The sequence below is a fragment of the Puniceicoccaceae bacterium genome (genome assembly GCA_040224245.1).
Lineage (GTDB): Bacteria > Verrucomicrobiota > Verrucomicrobiia > Opitutales > JAFGAQ01 > JAKSBQ01.
This window is the reverse complement of the sequence record JBEGIR010000079.1, coordinates 15,087-34,011: the sequence shown is the minus strand read 5'-3', so window position 1 is coordinate 34,011 and position 18,925 is coordinate 15,087. Positions and strand designations below refer to the sequence as shown.

The following is an 18,925-nucleotide window of genomic DNA, read 5'->3' as shown; positions in this document are numbered from 1 at the left end:
CCAACTTGGGTCCGAATTCTTATCCCGACTTGTCGGGACTACGGAGGTGCGAAAACGAAACAAGCAGGAGGTTGTTGTTCCGATGCATGGATTTTCGTTTTGTAGCGGGATTTGGGAAAATCCCGAAGCGTCGGAGTTGCCGGAAAGCAACGTTTTCTCACTTAGCGGATGGACCGCAGGAGCCATCAGCCATTCGCCACCAGCTATTCGCCACCAGGCATTAGGCATCCGTGGCACTATTCCTCTTTCGCGAGCTGGAAGCTCCCGCTACCTTCAGCCAGTTGCGCGAGCTCAGACTGGCCCCTTGTTACTTTTTAACACCTGACTCCTTGCTTCTAGCTCCTCACTCCTTGAGAAATGTAAAAAGGGTCAGTCCAATGTTCCATGATTTTGGAAGGTGAAGCAGTCCGAATCCGGCTACGGGGAGGGATCTTTTCTTGTAGCCATGTTCGGGAGAACATGGACAACGTGGGTGAACGGGACGTGTTTTCGCACTGCAACGTGGGTCCGAATTCTTATCCCGACTTGTCGGGACTACGGCGGTGAGGGGGAATCCGAGGGGGGCAGTTTAGGTCATGGGGAATGAGCATGGCGCATGGCTTCATTCTTGCGTTTGCAGAGGGATTTCCATTGTTTGGGTGTTTTGCGGACTTCATGGGTTGTGCTGTGCCCGGTTGCTGGCCTGAGATCGCCGAAGCTAACGTTTTTTTATATGTGCGGAATTTGTGGATTTAACTGGAATGATACCGAACTCGTGGCTCGCATGACCGAGACACTGCACCACCGGGGACCGGATCAGAGCGGTGTGTATGTAGAAGAGGGAATGTCGTTTGGCCACCGGCGTCTGAGCATCATTGATTTGTCTGAGGCGGGACGCCAGCCGCTTGGCAATGAGGATGGCAGCGTCATGGTGACCTACAACGGGGAGATCTACAACTTTCAGGAGATCAAGGATGATCTGATCGCAAAGGGGCACCAGTTTCGAGGAGGATCGGACACCGAAATCCTCGTGCACGGCTACGAGGAGTATGGCATGGACCTGCTGCAGAAACTCAACGGCATGTTTGCGTTTGCGATTTGGGATCGCGCGCGCAAACGCTTTTGGATGGCGCGAGACCGCATCGGCATCAAGCCGCTCTACTATTACTGTCGTGATGGCAAATTCCTTTTTGCCTCCGAGATCAAGGCCCTGCTGGAATATCCCGGACTGACGCGCGAGGTGAATCGCGAGGCCATCTACCGCTATCTCTGTTTTGAGTTCGTACCCGCTCCGGATACCATGTTTGCGGGTATTCACAAAGTGCCTGCGGGGCATCACGTGGTCTATGAAAACGGGAATCTGACGGTCGAGCCGTACTGGGATATCCATTTTAATGTTCCCGAAGAGCCGCGACCCATCGAAGAAATCGTGGAGCGCCAGCGCGAGTTGATCGAGGCTTCGGTCAAGCGGCGCCTGCTCAGTGATGTGCCTCTGGGGGCCTTTTTGTCGGGCGGACTCGACTCGAGCGCGATCGTGGCCATGATGCGGCGCCATGTACCGGGACGCCTGCGCACGTTCACAATCGGATACGAGGACAAGACCTTCAGCGAACTCGACTACGCAAAGATTGTGGCGGATGAGTTTGGCACAGATCATCAGGTGCTGATCATCGAAAAGATGAATCGCGAGCGTGTGGAAAAATCGCTTTGGCACCTCGACGAACCCATGACCGATCTCTCGTCCATTCCGCTGATGCTGATCTGTGAGCAGGCCAAGCAGCATGTGACGGTTTGCCTCAGTGGGGAGGGTGGGGATGAAGTGTTTGCGGGGTACGACCGCTTCAAAGCCGCGCGCCTTGCAAACTATCTCAAGCTGATTCCACGTCCGCTGCGTGAGGGGGTGCTCTTCAAGCTCGCCGCACGCCTGCCCGATCAGAAACAGAAGAAGGGTGCCATCAACATGCTCAAGCGTTTCATGGAAGGGGCTGCACTGCCGGAAGAGGGCATGCACCTGCGCTGGCAGTTCTTTTCGAATCCGGAGCTGGAGTCGCACCTGTACTCGGAGGCGTTCAAGGCACAGGTTCCCTTCGATCCGTTTTCGCCACTGCGGAAATACAATGCGCGCAGCGAGGGGGCAGATCCGATCAATCGGCAGATTTATGCGGACATGCGCTTCATGATGACCGACAGCGTGCTGATGAAGGTAGACAAGATGAGCATGGCGAATGCGTTGGAAATTCGCGTGCCGCTGCTCGATCACACGCTCGTGGAATACATGGCAACCGTGCCAGGCAATCTGAAGCTCAAGGGTTCCACGACCAAATACATTTTCCGCAAGGCGCTCGAGGGCATCTTGCCAAACAACATCGTGTACCGTGGAAAACAGGGCTACAGTTTACCCGTGAAGAATCTGTTGCGCGATCAGCTCAAGGACACCATGATCGAATTGCTGCACGAGAGTCCAATCCTGAAGGAGTGTATGGATCTCGGCTATGTGGATACCCTGATCGCAGAACACCTCACCATGAAACACAATCACAACCATGTGCTCTGGGGCATGATGAATATTGCGATCTGGCACAACCGCTTTTTCCGATAGGCATTGATTTTTGTCATGCAATCCCAGCCACAACCGGGCGAAGCCCACAAGCTGAAGAACCTGACACAGGCGCGGCAGTCCGCCTTTCGGACTTACCGCTCCCTGATGTATGGGAACTGTGGCCTGCTTCACCTGATCAAATGTGAGCTGATTGTGCTGATCTGCGGTTCCCTGCCGGGTGCGTTGGGATTACTGCTGCGCTCAAAGCTCTATCCGTTGATGTTTCGCAAGGTGGGGCGCAAGGTGGTGTTTGGGCGCAACCTGACTTTGCGGCATAGCCACAAGATCGAAATCGGCGATGGCGTCATCATTGATGACAATGCCGTGCTGGATGCGAAGGGCGAGTCCAACGCCGGCATCCGCCTCGGACATCGGGTCTACATCGGGCGCAACACCGTGGTCTATTGCAAAAATGGCAACATCACGATGGGGGATCAGGTCAACATTTCCTCGAACTGCCAGATCTTTTCCTCAAACGAACTGACGTTTGGCAACGGCGTTGTGGTCGGCGCATTTTCCTATTTTCTGAGTGGTGGGGAATACGACCCGAAGGACCCCACACCCTTTGCACAGCAGAGTGGCATGTGCACAAAAGGACCGCTAACGATCGGAAACAACGTCTGGGTCGCTGCCCATGTCAGCGTGCTTGATGCTGCCTGCATTGGCGATGATTGTGTCATCGGTGCCGGGGCCGTCGTCAACAAACCCATCCCCCGCAACAGCATCGCCGTTGGCGTGCCCGCCAGGGTCGTCTCCGCGATGCGCTAGCGCAAAAAGGGGTGACGGGTGATAGGGGTTGATGGTATCCGAACTCCAACTTGGGTCCGAATTCTTATCCCGACTTGTCGGGACTACGGAGGTGCGAAAACGAAACAAGCAGGAGGTTGTTGTTCCGATGCATGGATTTTCGTTATGTAGCGGGATTTGGGAAAATCCCGAAGCGTCGGAGTTGCTGGAAACGAACTTGTTCCACTTAGCGGATGAAACGCAGGGGTTTGGAGTTAGGAACTTCGAGTTTGCTTCGCTCTGAAGGAGGTTAATTTTTTCGCGAGCTGGAAGCTCCCGCTACCTTCAACTCTTGCTCTTGCGGTTTAACTGCGGGAACCGCCTGCTAGCGGCGATTGCTGTCGATCTGGAGAATCACGGGCATGCTGAACTTCCGAATCCGGCTACGGAGGTGCGAAAACGAAACAAGCAGGAGGTTGTTGTTCCGATGCATGGATTTTCGTTTTGTGGCGGGATTTGGGAAAATCCCGAAGCGTCGGAGTTGCCGGAAACGAACGTGCTCCACTTAGCGGATGAAACGCAGGAGTTTGGAGTTAGGAACTTCGAGTTTGCTTCGCTCTGAAGGAGGTTAATTTTTTCGCGAGCTGGAAGCTCCCGCTACCTTCAACTCTTGCTCCTGCGGTTTAACTGCGGGAATCGCCCGCTTAGCGGCGATTGCTGTCGATCTGGAGAATCACGGGCATGCTGAATGCGACGCGCTGGCCCCATTGGTTGCCACGGTCGTGGATTTCGAGTTCAAGATCCGATGCGGTGGCATAGGGCGTGAGATCGAAATAAGTCCACCCGTCGACGATCATTTCACCCAGGTCGAATGCTAAGGTGTTGCGGTGGTCGGGACTGCTGAAGCGCAGCTTCAGCTCACAGGCACCGGGAGTTGGCCCCACCATCACGGGAAGCACCACGCGTTCGTGGGTATGGAGTTCATGCACACGGGCGACGTGAATCACCATGGAACCAGTATTGGCATCGCCCAGTTGTGGACTCCAGGTCCCCCAGATTTCTCTGGTGGGGTGAACCGGGCTGAGCGCATCAAAATATCCGTTTTGCATCCATTTGCGCCGGGTTTCGATCACCTCGCTGTGAACGGCGTCACGAAAGGTTCCCAAATCAAAAACCGGACGCAGTGGGATGCGAACATCGCTGCCAGTGCGGATGCGGGCCACTGCTTCGGGTTTGACAAATCCATTTCGCACCTTCAGGAGCATCCAAGTGGGTGACGAAAGCCCGGCTTTGTGGGTGATGTAGGCCTGCCAATGCAGGGAATGGGGTGTGGTGGTTTTGCTCGGAGCTGCAGTGTTTCGTGAAGCAATGGGAGACTTCGAGATTTGTGCGCCGCCAATGCAGAGCCCCTGATCATCGATCACGACATAGCGTGCGGCAGGCAGATCCATCCCTTCGGGAAGCTGACCCTGCAGGTCGAGCATCAAACGGGGGTCAAAGGCGTGGGCTTTGAGGGAAATGTGATCCGGGACGAGCGTTGGCAGGTCTGTTAAGGGGAGAGTGAATTTCAGCTGTTCTCCAACTTGAGTGCCCGTAGCTGGACGGAATACTGAGAGCTGATTTTCCCACAGGTATGCCAGGGTTCGGGTTTCGTATGCGGGCAGTGCCTGTCTGACGACATCCGGATGGGTAAAATCGTTGGCGAGTGCAAAGTTCGCCTGCTGGCGTGCGACACCTTCGGTTCGCATCTGCTGGAAGAGCAGTGCTTGACGCCATGCGATGCCCAGAATGATGGCGGAGACAACGACAAGCACGATTTTTCGCCAAATGGGTTTGGTAAGTGATTCGGTGCGCTGGATCCACCAGGCCAGCAATACCGCCCAGAAAAGCACACAGAGCGTGCTGTAGCGTCCGACGAGGGCCAGTTCCATGTCGCCACGCCCCAGGCGCTGCAAGGAGGCTGCACCCACGCTGGCGAGCACAAATGCGATCAGCAGCAATGCAACACGGTCATAGGGTTTGATCGCGTTTCCCCGTTTTAGGAGATCGAGGAGGAATGCCGCCAGCAGGAGGATGCCCATGCACCCAAAGGCGATGACATCGACCGCATAGGGTAGTCCGCTATTGAAGATGTTCCCAATGAAATAAGTGACGAAGGGTGCGATCATGTGAACCTGGGTCCATTCGATCGCAGATTCGCCGGAGCCTGTCGGGGCCGTATAACCGCGAAAATAGAGCAGCCATATTCCTGCGCTGACTACCACTGTGATGAACGCAGCACGCCACTGGCGGGCAAGCACCAGATAGAGTGCCATCAGGCAACACACAAATAGGCCGTTGGCCATGTTAAAGGCGGCAAGGGCAGAAAATCCAAGAGCCAGCACAAATGGCGATGCGTTGAAGCCCGAGGCAGTAGATTGGGCCGGGCTGTTGGCTCGCTTGTGCATCCAGCTGGACAGCGATGCAAAGCTCAGCAACGCCAGCAGATTGACCCAGAAAAATTGCAGCTGAAAGACGCTGTCGAAGTTGCGGGCCTGCACGAGACTGAAGCAGAGGATGCCCAACAAGATCGCGAGCAGGAAACGGGATCGCAGTGAGAGCATCGACTTTTGAAAGATGCAAAAGAGGCCCAGTGCGATGCTTGCATTGAGCAGCAGCAAGAGGGCGGTTGGCATGAGTTTGGTTCCGCGAAACCAACTGAAATCGATCAGTATCAACGCCTTTGTGAACACAATGCGATGCTCATTGTGTTCCTCCAACAGGTATTGAAAGGTTTTGAAAGCATCAGGATTGCCTGACAGGAAGTGCACGATTGAGGTGCTGTCATACAGGGGAAGAGGGGTCCAGAATGTTCTGAACGCGGATATCGAGGTCAGCAGAATGAAAACCAGAACGAGGGCGGCCACGGAGTTGAACCATCGCGGCACGTTGAGGCATTGGGAGCTATGGGAGTTTCGGCTCATGGATTAAATTCTGCACTTTGCAAACGTAACGCAATGACAACGGCGATCAGAGTGGTGATGCAAAACCCGGCCAGTGCGACAGGGTCAAAGCGCATGGTATGGATCACCCAATCCGGATGCGACCCCAGTGGAATGGCGGGCAGCACCCAGATCCAGCTCAGAGCCATAATCTGAAGCAGTAGCAGGGCAAAGCCAAGGCGGGGAAAGCGCAGCAGGCACACAGGCACTGCAAAGAGCATGAGGCAGAAACTCAGGTGGTAGGTGCCCTGATGCAGGATGGTGCGGCCCGGGCTGAACATGAGCAGCATCCAGATCAGTACACCTGTGATGGAAACCGCAAGCAGTGGAAACAGGGATTGGGCATATGAGCGGCCCTGACGGGTGATCAGACAAAGCGGTAGCAGCAAGCCGAACAGGGCCTGAGGCAGGTGGGACTGCACAAAGCTGAGAAACATGCCCGAGCGCAGCAGGTGAAAATGATTGTTCGCCTGGAATGGAAAGAGGTGGCGAAAGGCGATTCCCGGATCGCCCATGACGGCGCGCAGGTTGGCGAGTTTGTACTGTAGCCAGGTTTCCCAGCCAAGTGCTCGGTATTGTTGCAGCATCAGGGACAACAATCCGCTGTCGTGCGCGACCTCTCCTGTCACCCCGGCGATGTGCCAGCGCAGCAGTCGGTCTCCGGGAGGATCGAGAAGTTTTTGGTAGAGCATCCAAGGCAGCATGATCAGGAGGCCGGAAAGTAGGAGGTGGGGCCAGTAGCGGGGAAGGGGTAGTCGGAGTACGAGCAGTGCGACCCCAAAGAGGGGGAGCAGCGCAAAAATGCTCCCGCCGTGGGTGAGCATGGCGCAGGCACTGGTGATGCCCAGCAGGATGGCGCGGAGGCGAGGTGAATGGGTCTGCAGCACTGCCTCCGGACGGAAGAGCAGTAGGGTTGTGGCCAGCAGGTAGGTGACCGGTAGCAGCTTGGGCCAGACAAAAAATCCGTTGAGCAGAAAGCTTGAGGAGAACACGAGTGACAGAGTGCTCAAGTAGCTGGTACGGCGACCCACTCCAAAGCCGCGCAGGGTGAAAAATGCCATGGGCACCATACAGGTCTGCAGTAGGATGGAGGTCAGTTGCAGGTCGTTGGAAGGGTTCAGGAAAAAGGGGCGAACAAGCAGTAATAGGGCACTTTGCAGTGGGGGGCGGTCACTCGAGAGCCACCCGTGAAAGAATGGGGAAAGCGGTTGGTCAAGGAAAAGACGCTCCACTAGAATTGACGGCAGCAGGTTGTCGTCGGGCAGCCGGGATTCCAGGTAGCGAATTTGAGAGGTGATGGCGATGGAATCGGCACCGCCAAACAACAGACCCGAGAAGAGCACGACCAGAGTGGAGAGGACCCAGAGTTGAAGGGCCGTGCGGAGGTCCCCGTCGGTTTGATAGAGCTGCACGGCCGCATCGCGCATGTCGGCCTGTGCCAGGCGAAGTAAGCTCCAACCCATCAGCGTGCCACCCATGATCAGTCCAGCGACTGGATGCAGCAGGTAGAGGAAAAAGAGGGAGTAGGCGCATGCGCTCAGGATCAAGAGCAGCTTGAGGACGAACCACAAGGCATGGGGGTATCGGGTCGAATGGGAATGCGTGAAGAAGTGCAGCTGGATGGCAACTGCGGGCAGTAGCAGCAAGCTGCCGTAAAGCAACAACTTAACGATGGTGACGAGCAGGGGTAGCCATTGCGGGGAAAGCGGATTGCGTGATGCGGATTCAAAGGCATCGCTGAAGGTGAGGGAGGCAAGGGCATGGTGACGGCCGATGTGCTGTACCTGCAGGGAAACGGGAATGTTTTGCCACTCGGAGGGAAGCTCCCACTGGAGCAGTGTCCAGTCGATGAGGATGGGAGTGGAGCGAACGATCAACTGAAGGGTGCGTGATGGATCTTCGGCAGCAACCAGTTCGAGGTGAAAGTGGCGCAGGTGGGATGAGTGGTTCAGCAACAGGGAAATGTGCTGATCGAAGGTCTGTATGGATCCCTGAAATACCCGACCATACCGTTCCCCCTCCTTCAATTTTGGATTGTTTGTGAATACGGTGTAGAACTGGAGGGAGGGAAGCGCCGGGCCGATGGTGTCTTCCAGTGTTGCGGGTAGAGAGGGTGAGGGAATCGCATGGAGGAAGGCTGGCTCTCCAATGGGCTTCGCAAGCCCTTGAATGATGGGCATGCAAATGAGGGCAAATGCGACGAGTCCAACACGCCAGCGTGAACGGGGGGATGATGATGGGAATCTCATGGAGCTGGGCGCAGGATAGGTTTGTCGTTTGCACCTTGGAGGCGAAGCATCAGGAAACTGAGAAGCAGGGTGGTGCACGCGATGAAGAAGAGTTTGATGACGACGATGCGTTGTGCGGCTGCCATGTCATCAGACAGGGAATCTGGCAGGCGCAGCTCCATCATGGGATCGTGGGTGTGAGCATCGATGTGCAGGTGAATGGCAGTGCCCTCGATGGTTTGTTCGCGATGCACACCATGGATGGGGATGAGGTGGGACAGCGGAATGGAAATGGGTTTGGCGAGGGGTGAGGGTTGAAGCGCGATGTGATGAACCGTGATCTGCACGGGTGTTGCTTCGGAAAAGGGGACGGGGTCCCAGCGAAGGAAGCGGACTTCTGTGGGGTGCAGGGGAAATTGCATTTGCGCGGGTTGCTGACGTGAGCGGTAGGAATTCAGCAGGGATGGAATCTCCTGCAGTCCGTTTCCATCGTCGGCGTAGAGCAGGGCGGGTTGATCCGTTTCAGATTCAACTCTGAGGATCAACTGCGGCTGCGGTAAGACGGCATAGGCCAGCATCATGCCCGCCACCAGCAGCGTCGTCAGCAGTACCGCTGCAATGCGCCAAAGGTGCTCGGTTTTCAAGGATCGAAGGGGGCGGAATTCCGATGTCTGGCTATGTCGCGTCACAAGTGATAAAGGTCATAAAGAATTCATTCTGGCATTCAATGGAATTGTTTTTGCTACCCTGCTTGGATCGTTCACCGGATCGATGATGAGTCCGGTGTTTGTGGGCTTCGGAGGTTGTTAAAGAAGGGACGACTGGGGATTGCACTCACCTTGTTGCGGTTTGACCGCGACGCATCAGCAGCCAGATACCACCCAGGCTGGCGTAGAGCACGTTGCTGACCACAAACACAAAGGAGAGGGCCAGCGCCTGTTCGGCGGGAAGTCCTGCCAGGGAGAAGAAAAAGACGTAGGCCGTGTCGCGCACTCCAATGCCATACACAGAGATCGGAAGGGCCTCAAATATGGCGATGATGGGAATGAACAGCACCACGTTGAGGTAGTCGAGATCCAGCCCAAGAAAATGGCTGTAGCAGTAGACAATGGTAATGTAGATCCAGTGAAAGGCAAAAGAGAGCAACAGGGTCTGCACCAACACTCCCGGCTGGTGACCATAGGCACGCAGGGTTTCGCTGAAGCTAAGGTGGGCTTTTTCAACAGCCGCGATGCGGTTCAGGCGACTCAGGCGAAGAAAGAGCCGCATCCACCGGGGATCCAGCGTCAGGATCAGCAGCACAGTCAGCAGTGCGGCGAAGGCGAGCAGGATGAGGATCACTTCCACGCGCTGGATGCGTGCGTATCCCAGTGCACCGCCGATTAATCCGATGATCGAAAGCGCAATGAAGCCAGTGAGTCGATCTGCAAAGACGGAGGTGAAGGAGCGAACGCCCTGGCGGGTGCGCGCACCCACATCCACGATGCGATAACTGTCACCGCCGATGTTCGAGGGCAGGAAGAGACTGACAAACGAGCCGATCCAGTAACTGATGAACAGGTAGCCGAGTCTCTGATCCAGCTGGTCTGCCTTGAGAAACAGTTTCCATTTGTAGGCACAGAGCAGGGTGTTGAGGACCGTCAGCAGCAGTCCCAGAATGAGGAATACCGGATTGGCCTGGGTGAGCAGCGCGAGAAAGGCTGGCCAGTCAATGCTGAGATAGAGCCAAGTGAGCAGGGAGAGGCTGACAAGCCACTTGAGGATGGGAAACCAGATCGTTTTTGCCATATGCGATGCCCGCAAGATTCTCCAGCATCCCGCAGCGCGTCAATCCCAATGCGGATGAGTAAGGAGTAAGGTAGCGGGAGCTTCCAGCTCGCGCGGAGTGGATAAAAACAATGGGAGCAAGGTCTGGGTTTTTCTGCGTATTCGATTTGATTTCGCAGGACTCCCATTCATCGGGAGTCACCAGTGTCTGCAAGTAGAGTGGCGCGAGCTGGAAGCTCCCGCTACCTTGCTTGAGTGCTCATCTATCCCCTATTCGCTATCCGCCATTGCGCTCCCGGTACACCACAAAACCCGGAAGTTGCCTTCCGGGTTGTGCCATGAAATGCGGGCTTTGATGCCCGATGGGTTGTGACCGGATTAGGGCCAGGGAACCAGGATGATGTTGGAGCGTGCCTTACCGTAGGAGCCGACATTTTTGTAGAGTCCGGCATTGGTGGACACCATCCAACCGTAAGTTGTGCCTGACTTGGGCATGCCTTTGCTCGTTCCCCAGATATCCGTGCGGTTGTATCCAAGCATACCGCCCTTGAGGATCTTTTCGCGGTGGTTGTAGTTGGTTTGACTGTTGGAATGCGGGATGTTCAGGTTGCCCAGCGTGTGCTTGCCACCCGAACGGGAACCGATGAACCCTTCATAAGGGGACGCAATCCATCCGCCGTTGTAGGGCACAAAGATCCAGGAGTTGCCGTTCACACCCTTGCGAACCGAAGAATCGCCAGCCGAGATGATTTTCGGCCAGCGTTCGGCACCGGAGACATCCCAGTAGCCGTAGTAGTCTTCACCTTGCTTGGAGATTCGCAGACCCTTGAGCTGAGCTGTTGCGGGCCAGCCTGCAACCTGATTCATGCTGGCAGGGATGCGGTTGCTCGGTGCAAAGGTAACGTTGCTCCAGGAGATCGCATCTTCGTCAACATTCACGGGATCAACCGGACCGGATGATCCGCCTCCGCCACTGGAACCACCTCCACTGGAACCGCCACCTGACGACCCACCACCACTCGAACCGCCACCCGAGGAACCGCCACCTTTATTGGCCTCTTCTTCGGCCTTGCGGCGTGCTTCTTCCTCAGCAATGAGCTCGTTGAGTTGATTCATTTTGGCAGTCTTGATATTGACCGCGTTGGTGTAGAGAATCTGCTCTGCGTTGGCATAGACCGGTTCAGCAACAGCAGTGAGCAGCGGCAGGTGATTGACATAGGCCTGGGCCAGGTCGATCTCAGCCTGTGGACGCTCGTCTCGCTCGGCCCATACAGGAGCCATGGAGCAACGGTGGTAATAGAACACAAACTTCGTGTAGAGGTCGTGCAGGTTCAGGAACATCGCGTTGAGCTGCTCGAACTGGTTGTCGATGGGACCCTGCCCACCTGCAATGGAGACTGGAAGGTTCACATAAGCCTCCTGTGCATTGACCATATTCTGTAGCACCTGCTGCATCTGACCTACGACAACTTCTGCCGATTTGTAGTAGTTTTCGGCAGAGTGAAGGTCGACTCCGATGGAGCGCTGCCAACCGACCGGTTCACCGTCCACCTCGCGGTGATTGTAGAACGGAGCGCGCTCAGGGTCGGTCATATCGGCATCCACCTTGACGTGATAGGTGAATCCGGTGATTTCACTCTTCACGAGAGGCCAGGTAAAACCCAGGCCGGAGGCGTGCATCTTTTCTTCGGAAACGCCCGGCACATGTGTGTAGAGTGCTCCATACCATTCGGTGTGCAGGGTGACAATCTCAGTCTCTTCATCCCAATCCCAGACCATGGGTCCGAGTATTTCGTGGATGACGCGCTTGTTGTTCGTGGTGTCGAGTTCAAAATCTCCGAAAACGCCGGAGCTGAACTGGTTATCACCGAGGTATTCGATGTCGTCCGTGGGCAGTCCCTCGGGCAGTGAATCGACTCCGATCTGTGCGGTTACGGTGGTCCACGCGATCAAGTGCGCTACACCCGCAAACGCGATGTATCTGATTGTTTTTCTCATTTCCTTACTATGTTTTTTGTTCTTAACCTTAACGGCTCATGTATTTCGGTTCATCATTTTATAAAACGATCAAATTCTTTGAAGATCAACCCCTTTTTCGATCAGAAGTGGTTAAAAAGTGGCTTTTTAGAGCCATTTTCACACGTTTTTGATCATGGAGTTTCATGGGTACACAGGTCCCATTGTGCGCTTTGACGACGTTGGTATCGATTGGTTCAGAAAAAAATGAATTGATTTTTTCGATTTTCAGCACTGTCGAGCACTGTGACATTACTGTTCTCCTTCGAGGCTTCGGTGGATGGCCTGAAGGATCTGGATCGAGCGACTCTCATTGCCCATGGCACCCACCCGAATACGCACTTCGGTCAAGTCGCGGGTTTGTTCGGTGAGCTGGAGGGTGATGCGCGTATCCACCGCATCCCGAAAGGTTAGCTTTGCGCTGTGTTGATCACTGAGTTCCTTGACTTTCACCAGTCCAGTGCGTGGTAGCGCTGTGCGCACAGCGATGAGTGTTTCCTCAAATCCTGCCTGCACGTGTGAGTCGAGGGAGCCGCGCATGACGGCATAGGCACCCGCCCCTGCACCCACCGCGGCGACCGCCACACAGCCTGTGTGCAGGATGGGGAGGGTCAGCAGTGCGATGAGGGTCACGCAATGCATGCCGAATCGCCTCATTCGCCCTCTGGGCTTGGGGTGCTGCGGTTGGCGGGATTTTGAGTTCCGGTTGATAGAACTGAAAGTGTTCGGGCCGTGCATGTCGCAGAATGAAAGGATACATGCCATTTCATTGGCACGCTTCATCCTCCAAGCAAGGCATGACAATTTCAAACTCAAAACGCTCCGATAAATCTGTGGTTGTTTATGAGCGGTTTGCAACCGTAGGAGTTAGAAGCCAGGAGTAAGTCTAAGAGGGGGAGCAGGCTGAAGGTAGCGGGAGCTTCTTTGTGTTATGGTAATGGTTTTCGCATTCGAACGTGGGTCCGAATTCTCATCCCGACTTGTCGGGACTACGGAGCGGGATTTTGTCCTGTAGCCATGTTCGGGAGAACATGGACAATGCGGGTGGCCGGGACGCGTTTTCGCACTGCAACGTGGGTCTGAATTCTCATCCCGACTTGTCGGGACTACGGAGGTGAGGGGGCATGAACTTCCGCTTTTGTAGCGGGATTTGTGAAAATCCCGAAGCGTCGGAGTTGCGGGATACGATCCCTCTTTCGCGAGCTGGAAGCTCCCGCTACTGAAAAGCTGGAAGCTCCCGCTACTCCTGTCCCGCCCACAGGGGTGACGAGCCATCAGCGAGTTGGAATCACCCCTTGGCAAAACCCTCTCTCTGACTGTCAAGTCCTTGCCAGTGTCGCCTCCCTTTGCCGTTGCACTACTTCACGGTTGCATCGAAACCCCCGAGAACCCGTCCTGTATTTCTTCTACTCTTGAACACCAACGAAATCCTGCCGATGGCATAAAGCTCCGTTGAGCAGGGCTTGTTCTAACTTCTGATTTTCGGCACTTCGTGCCACAATGACCATGATTCAAGTTGCCGTTTTCTGTCTGATCACCGGATTCATTGCCTGGCTGACCTATCGCAAATGCCGCCAGGCGGGTGGGCGAGGAAGCGATAGTCGCGAGTTCTTTCTCGCCGGGGGTGGGCTGACCTGGTTTTACGTTGCGGGGTCGCTGACACTCACCAACATCAACACGGACACCCTTGTGGGCTGGAATGGCAATCAGACGATGCTCATCCTCTGGTGGGAGCTGGCGGGCATTCCCGGCATGATCCTGCTCGCCAAAGTATTTCTACCCATCTACTACCGCTATAACTGCACCACCGTGACGGAGTTGTTGGAGCGCCGGTACCAAAACCCTCACCTGCGTGCGACGGTGGCGAGCCTTTTTCTCATTGGCAATATCGCGATTTTTCTACCCATCATGCTCTACACGAGTTCGTTGTTCCTGACGGCGGTGTTTGGACTCGAGATCCCGCTTATGGTGCTGGCCTGTGTGATGGCCATCGCGGGAGCCGCCTATGCGATTCTGGGAGGATTACGTGCGGTCGCGGTGTCGGATACTTACAGTGGGGTACTGCTCTTCAGCATGGCCATCCTGGTATCGGTGCTGGCACTTTCGGCGGTGGATTGGGATCTGAGCACCGTACCGGCGGAACGCCTGAGCATGATCGGTGACAGCGACTCGGTGTTGCCGTGGCACGCCCTGTTGACCGGCATGATTTTCACACAGCTTTATTACTGGAGTACGAATCAGACCATCACCCAGCGTGCGCTTGCAGCAACCTCACTGCGGGAGGCCCAGAAGGGGTGCTACGCCGCAGCTGTGATCCGTGCGACACTGGTTCCCCTGATTGTGGTGGTGCCGGGACTCTGCGCTTACGTGCTCTGGGGTGAAGTGGGGGATGCCAGCTACGGGCGAATCGTGGAGGCGGTGCTGCCCAAGTGGCTGTCAGGTGCTTTTGCAGCGGCAATGGTGGCGGCGACCATGACGAGTTTCAATTCCGCGCTCAACTCCTCCGTGGCACTCTATGTGTGTGACATTCACCAGCGCTACGTGAATCCCGACGTTGAGATTCGCCGAATGAACTGGATGATTTCCATCGGATTCAGTTTGTTTGCGATCTTGCTGGTGCCGCTTTACAATGGCGCGGATTCGATCATCCAGTTGATCCAGCAACTGATTGGGCTGTTCAGTATGCCCATCCTCGCAGCCTTCATCACCGGGTTAATGTTCAAGGGGGTGGATTCCCGGGCCGTCATTGCATCCCTGGTCTTTGGCGCAGTGCTCTATGGGTTCTTCACCTTTGTCTGGACGCCGTTGCATTTCCTTCACCTCATGTTCATCACACTTTGGGCCTGTGTTGCGTTTGCATTGCTCGTCAATCGGGTGGTTTTGGGCGGACGTGCCAAGCTGATCCGCTTTGGCAGTGCGTGAGGGGGAGGAAGTAAGGAGTAAGGAGTAAGGAGCAAGAAGTAAGGAGTAAGGAGTAAGGAGTAAGGAGTAAATTTGGGTTTGCTGTGCTCTGGAGGGGGTAATTTTATCGCGAGCTGGAAGCTCCCACTACCTTCAGGTTAGTTGCGCGAGCTGGAAGCTCCCGCTACCTTCAGTTAGTTGCGCGAGCTGGAAGCTCCCGCTACCTTCAGCCAGTTGCGCGAACTCAGACTGACTCCTTGCTTCTAGCTCCTCACTCCTTCCCTTCCTTCTTGCCTGTGACGAGATCTGCACAAGATTCGCCGATAACGGATATTGTGCTGCAAGCGTTTCGCTGCTAGTATGTTGAGATTCTGTGAAGGGATCGGTGCGTGCGCAGTCACCGGTCATTCGTAAACCCCAACAACGCGCCCTATGAATCGTCGAAATTTTCTGCGAAGCAGCAGTCTGATGATCGGGTCGGTGGCAGCTGCACCACTCGTTCTGAAATCCCAAACCCTCGGACGTCGGGGAATTCCGGGGCCCAATAGCCGCATTGGCATCGGGCTGGTGGGCAATGGACTCATCATGGGCGGCCACCGGGACTACTATTGCAGCTCTCCGCTCACTCAGGTAGTGGCGGTGTGCGATGTGCATGCAGAGCATCTGGAAGGGGCGCGCCGAAGTGTGGAGCTGGCCACCGGGACCAGTCCTGCCACATTTGAGCGTTACGAGGACATGCTCCGGCATCCGGGGGTGGATGCGGTTGTGATCGGCACACCCGACCATTGGCATGCTGCCATTGCCATCGCAGCCATGCGTGCGGGCAAGGATGTTTATGTGGAAAAACCCATGACGCTCACCATTGGCGAGAGCAAGGCACTGCTGGCTGCGCAGGAACGCTACGGGCGCATTTTGCAAGTGGGTTCGCAGCAACGTTCGGACTGGCGCTTTCGCAAGGCTGCGACGATGGTGCGCAATGGCTGGATCGGAGACATTCGCGCGATCCACGTGTCCCTTGGATCCTTTGCGCCTCCCTTCCTGCGTCCAGAGGAACCCGTTCCCGAGGGTTTTAACTATGACCGTTGGCTTGGACCGACACCATGGGAACCCTATTTCACCGAACGTACCCTTGGAAATTATGGCGGTGGCTGGCGCTGCTTCTGGGAGTATGGTGCACGCAAAAACGGAGACTGGGGAGCCCATCACTTTGACATCGTGCAGTGGGCACTGGGTAAGGATGATTCCGGTCCAACGCGTTTTGTGCCCAAGGGCTTTGAGGGTGAACCTTATCAATACCACGAGTATGCGGATGGCATCCGTGTGATTCGTGACCATCCGGATCGACGCGGACACATGATTCGATTCATCGGTTCCAAGGGAGATGTGATGGTCAGCCGTGATGGGCTGGCATCGGATCCCGTCGATCTGTCCCGTGCTCCGCTTTCTCCACTCGACGAACGGCTCTACGAATCCGATGACCACCGGGCCAACTGGCTCGACTGCATCGTATCACGAAAGACACCCATTTGTGACGCGCAAATTGGACATCGCACTGGCACGATTTGCCTGCTTGCAGGCATTGCTGAGCGCCTTGAGCGTCCGATTGAGTGGGATCCGAATGCGGAGACCATTGTCGGTGATATCCCTGCGTTGCAGATGTTGGATCGCCCGCGTCGCAAGGGCTACGAGCTGCCCGCCTGAACCCTGTTGCCGTTCTACAACTGAAACCAAGCCCATTTCCCAGCCATGCTTCAACGTACCCCTCTTCCTTATGCACTGATCGCTACGATCACGATGCTGACTCAGCTGTGCGCCACTGATGTTACCGCATCTTTGGATGCCCTGCATTCTGATGATTACGACGCGCGTCGCTCTGCGCTTAACGCACTGGGGTCGCAGGTCGCCCACGCCAGTGCAAGCGATGCTGATCCTGCGCAACGCCTTGAGCTCGAGTCGACGCTGCTGGAATCGATTTCCGATTCGCAGACACCTGAACTCACGCGGTATTATGTCATGCGGTTGTTACCACCGATTGCATCGAATGCTACTGTGCAGGCCATGCTTGAACGGGTGCTTGCGGATTCCAGTGACGCAAAACTGCGAAGCGAAGCGAGCGCAGTGCTGGCCCAGATTGAGGGTAGCAGTGTGACGCAATCCCTGACCGAAGCGTTGAAGGGTGCTTCGGATGCGGCTCGCAATGAGATGCTCTCGGCCCTGGCGGTTCGTCGGGATGCGAGCCAGGCCACCTTGCTGGTCGAGCTGCTGAAATCGGAAGCGATTCCGCTGGATGCGCTGGCGATTCAGGTTTTGGGCACGCTCGAACACCCTGAGGTGCGGGAGTTTTTGTTTGAGTCCTGGCAAGCTGCCGAAGGAGAGCAGCAGTCCCGGATCGCGACGGCACTGCTGCACACCGGAATGGCACGTGCGAACGAGCTTCGGGCAATCGCGCAAGAGGGTGAATCCGCTCTGCAGGTGGCGGCATTGACGCAGTGGCTCGAGCGGGATGAGTCTGCAGCACTCGATTTTCTTGAGGACACGCTGAAGTCGGATCCTGTGCATGGAGACGCACTGCTGGATCAGGCGCTGAAAGTGGGCCGCAATGCCACCTGGCAGCGGGTAATTTCCCGGACGACACCCTTTTCCGAGTCCGCATTGCTTGTGGTGCTCGGTGCGATTCAGGAGCAGGGACGCACGGAACTCGAGTCTTGGGTATTGCAGCAGCTCGAACAGGAGAGCGAAGCCGTGCAGCTTGCAGCCGTGCAGGCGTTGGCGAGTGTGGGTGGAGTGAACAGCACGGATGCGCTTATCGAGCGCACCCGCTCCGCAAATGAATCGCTCGCCGCCGCAGCGATGAACTCGCTGGCAGTGGTGCACGACCCCAAGCTTGACGCCCGCATCCTCGACTCGGCCGGTAACCTCTCCGAACCGGACCATGTGCGTGCGATTGAACTGCTCTCAATTCGCAATTGCGAGGGAGCGGTGGAATTGTTGAACTCCCTGCTGGCCGAGAAGGCCCTTGCCGAAACGACCTTGGATGTGCTGTTGCCTGGACTCGAGCGCGTGGGGAATTTGCAATCCGTCAAACTGTTGCTCGTCAAATTGGTGAGTGCGCCGGATTCGTCATTGGTTCGGGATTTGCAGATCACGCTCAAGCGACTGGTGATTCGCCTGGAGCAGCCGGAACGCCTGTGGGAACGGGCCTTCGCTCCAACTCTGGCGTTGGAGCTGCCCGCCGTGCTGGAGGCTCGTGTGTTGGCGATTCTGGATGGAATTTCTGCTGCTGAAGCGTTGGAATACTGTATCGAGCGTCACCGCGGAAACGACGCACTCCTCGCCAGAGCGGCTGAACAGGCATTGATCCGCTGGCGCCGCGTGGATGTGAGCGATTATTGGGTAACTTTGCTGCAACAGTCACAATCGGACAGCGCGGACTGGCAGCTCGCCATCCGCTCCCTGGGCATGAATTTGAAGTCCAAGACACTCGCGAACACGGAGCGTGAAGTGGCGATGAAGTCAGCGGAGCTGTTTCTCAGCTGTGCGGTCCCCGAAGCGCGGCAGCAAATTCTGCAGGCGGTTGAAGGACTTGAAGGGTGGCATCAGCAGAATTTTTACCGGGCATTGCATCCGGGGCTGAGTCTGCAGGATTTTGTGGAGCAGCTTGCTCCCTTCGCTCCCTAGGACTTTGGCGGGCACAAAGTGCCTGCCCGCCTCTGGCAGTATTGGGTGGA

General features: G+C 56.0%; 11 protein-coding genes. 5 read left to right on the top strand and 6 right to left on the bottom strand.

Annotation, left to right across the window (positions count from 1 at the left end; translation table 11 throughout):
• Positions 1–712: 712 nt before the first annotated feature.
• Positions 713–2,578 carry an asparagine synthase (glutamine-hydrolyzing) gene (asnB, locus tag ABQ298_13780; GenBank protein MEQ9825449.1) on the top strand — a complete coding sequence of 622 codons (1,866 nt, stop codon included), beginning with the start codon at positions 713–715 and terminating at the stop codon, positions 2,576–2,578.
• Between the two features lie 15 nt (positions 2,579–2,593).
• A complete protein-coding gene (locus ABQ298_13775) occupies positions 2,594–3,346 on the top strand; it encodes an acyltransferase (protein MEQ9825448.1) in 753 nt (250 codons plus the stop codon).
• A gap of 662 nt (positions 3,347–4,008) precedes the next feature.
• Here ABQ298_13775 and ABQ298_13770 read toward each other — a convergent pair.
• The 6 genes from ABQ298_13770 to ABQ298_13745 all read right to left on the bottom strand — a co-directional run bounded on the left by ABQ298_13770 (position 4,009) and on the right by ABQ298_13745 (position 12,938).
• Positions 4,009–6,267, bottom strand: coding sequence for a hypothetical protein (locus ABQ298_13770; protein MEQ9825447.1), 2,259 nt, complete (start codon positions 6,265–6,267; stop codon positions 4,009–4,011).
• Complete coding sequence (locus tag ABQ298_13765) at positions 6,264–8,465, bottom strand: hypothetical protein (protein ID MEQ9825446.1); 2,202 nt, start codon at positions 8,463–8,465, stop codon at positions 6,264–6,266. The genes ABQ298_13770 and ABQ298_13765 overlap by 4 nt, the downstream gene beginning before the upstream one ends.
• A 65-nt stretch (positions 8,466–8,530) precedes the next feature.
• The gene (locus tag ABQ298_13760) at positions 8,531–9,157 is read right to left on the bottom strand and encodes a hypothetical protein (protein ID MEQ9825445.1); all 627 of its coding nucleotides are present in this window, start codon (positions 9,155–9,157) and stop codon (positions 8,531–8,533) included.
• Positions 9,158–9,347: 190 nt separating this feature from the next.
• The gene (locus ABQ298_13755; protein MEQ9825444.1) at positions 9,348–10,301 is read right to left on the bottom strand and encodes a lysylphosphatidylglycerol synthase transmembrane domain-containing protein; all 954 of its coding nucleotides are present in this window, start codon (positions 10,299–10,301) and stop codon (positions 9,348–9,350) included.
• Positions 10,302–10,658: 357 nt separating this feature from the next.
• Entirely contained in the window at positions 10,659–12,278 is a 1,620-nt protein-coding gene (locus ABQ298_13750; GenBank protein MEQ9825443.1) for a hypothetical protein, read from the bottom strand.
• Positions 12,279–12,548: 270 nt separating this feature from the next.
• Positions 12,549–12,938: a DUF3568 family protein gene (locus ABQ298_13745; protein MEQ9825442.1), complete on the bottom strand. Its 390-nt coding sequence runs from the start codon at positions 12,936–12,938 to the stop codon at positions 12,549–12,551.
• Positions 12,939–13,802: 864 nt separating this feature from the next.
• Between ABQ298_13745 and ABQ298_13740 the strand changes: the two genes are divergently transcribed.
• The 3 genes from ABQ298_13740 (at position 13,803) to ABQ298_13730 (ending at position 18,875) form a co-directional block, all read left to right on the top strand.
• Entirely contained in the window at positions 13,803–15,218 is a 1,416-nt protein-coding gene (locus tag ABQ298_13740) for an SLC5 family protein (protein MEQ9825441.1), read from the top strand.
• A gap of 411 nt (positions 15,219–15,629) precedes the next feature.
• Positions 15,630–16,898 (top strand): Gfo/Idh/MocA family oxidoreductase, encoded by a 1,269-nt coding sequence (locus ABQ298_13735; protein MEQ9825440.1) that lies wholly within the window; start codon positions 15,630–15,632, stop codon positions 16,896–16,898.
• A gap of 45 nt (positions 16,899–16,943) precedes the next feature.
• Positions 16,944–18,875, top strand: coding sequence for a hypothetical protein (locus ABQ298_13730; protein ID MEQ9825439.1), 1,932 nt, complete (start codon positions 16,944–16,946; stop codon positions 18,873–18,875).
• Positions 18,876–18,925 lie beyond the last annotated feature (50 nt).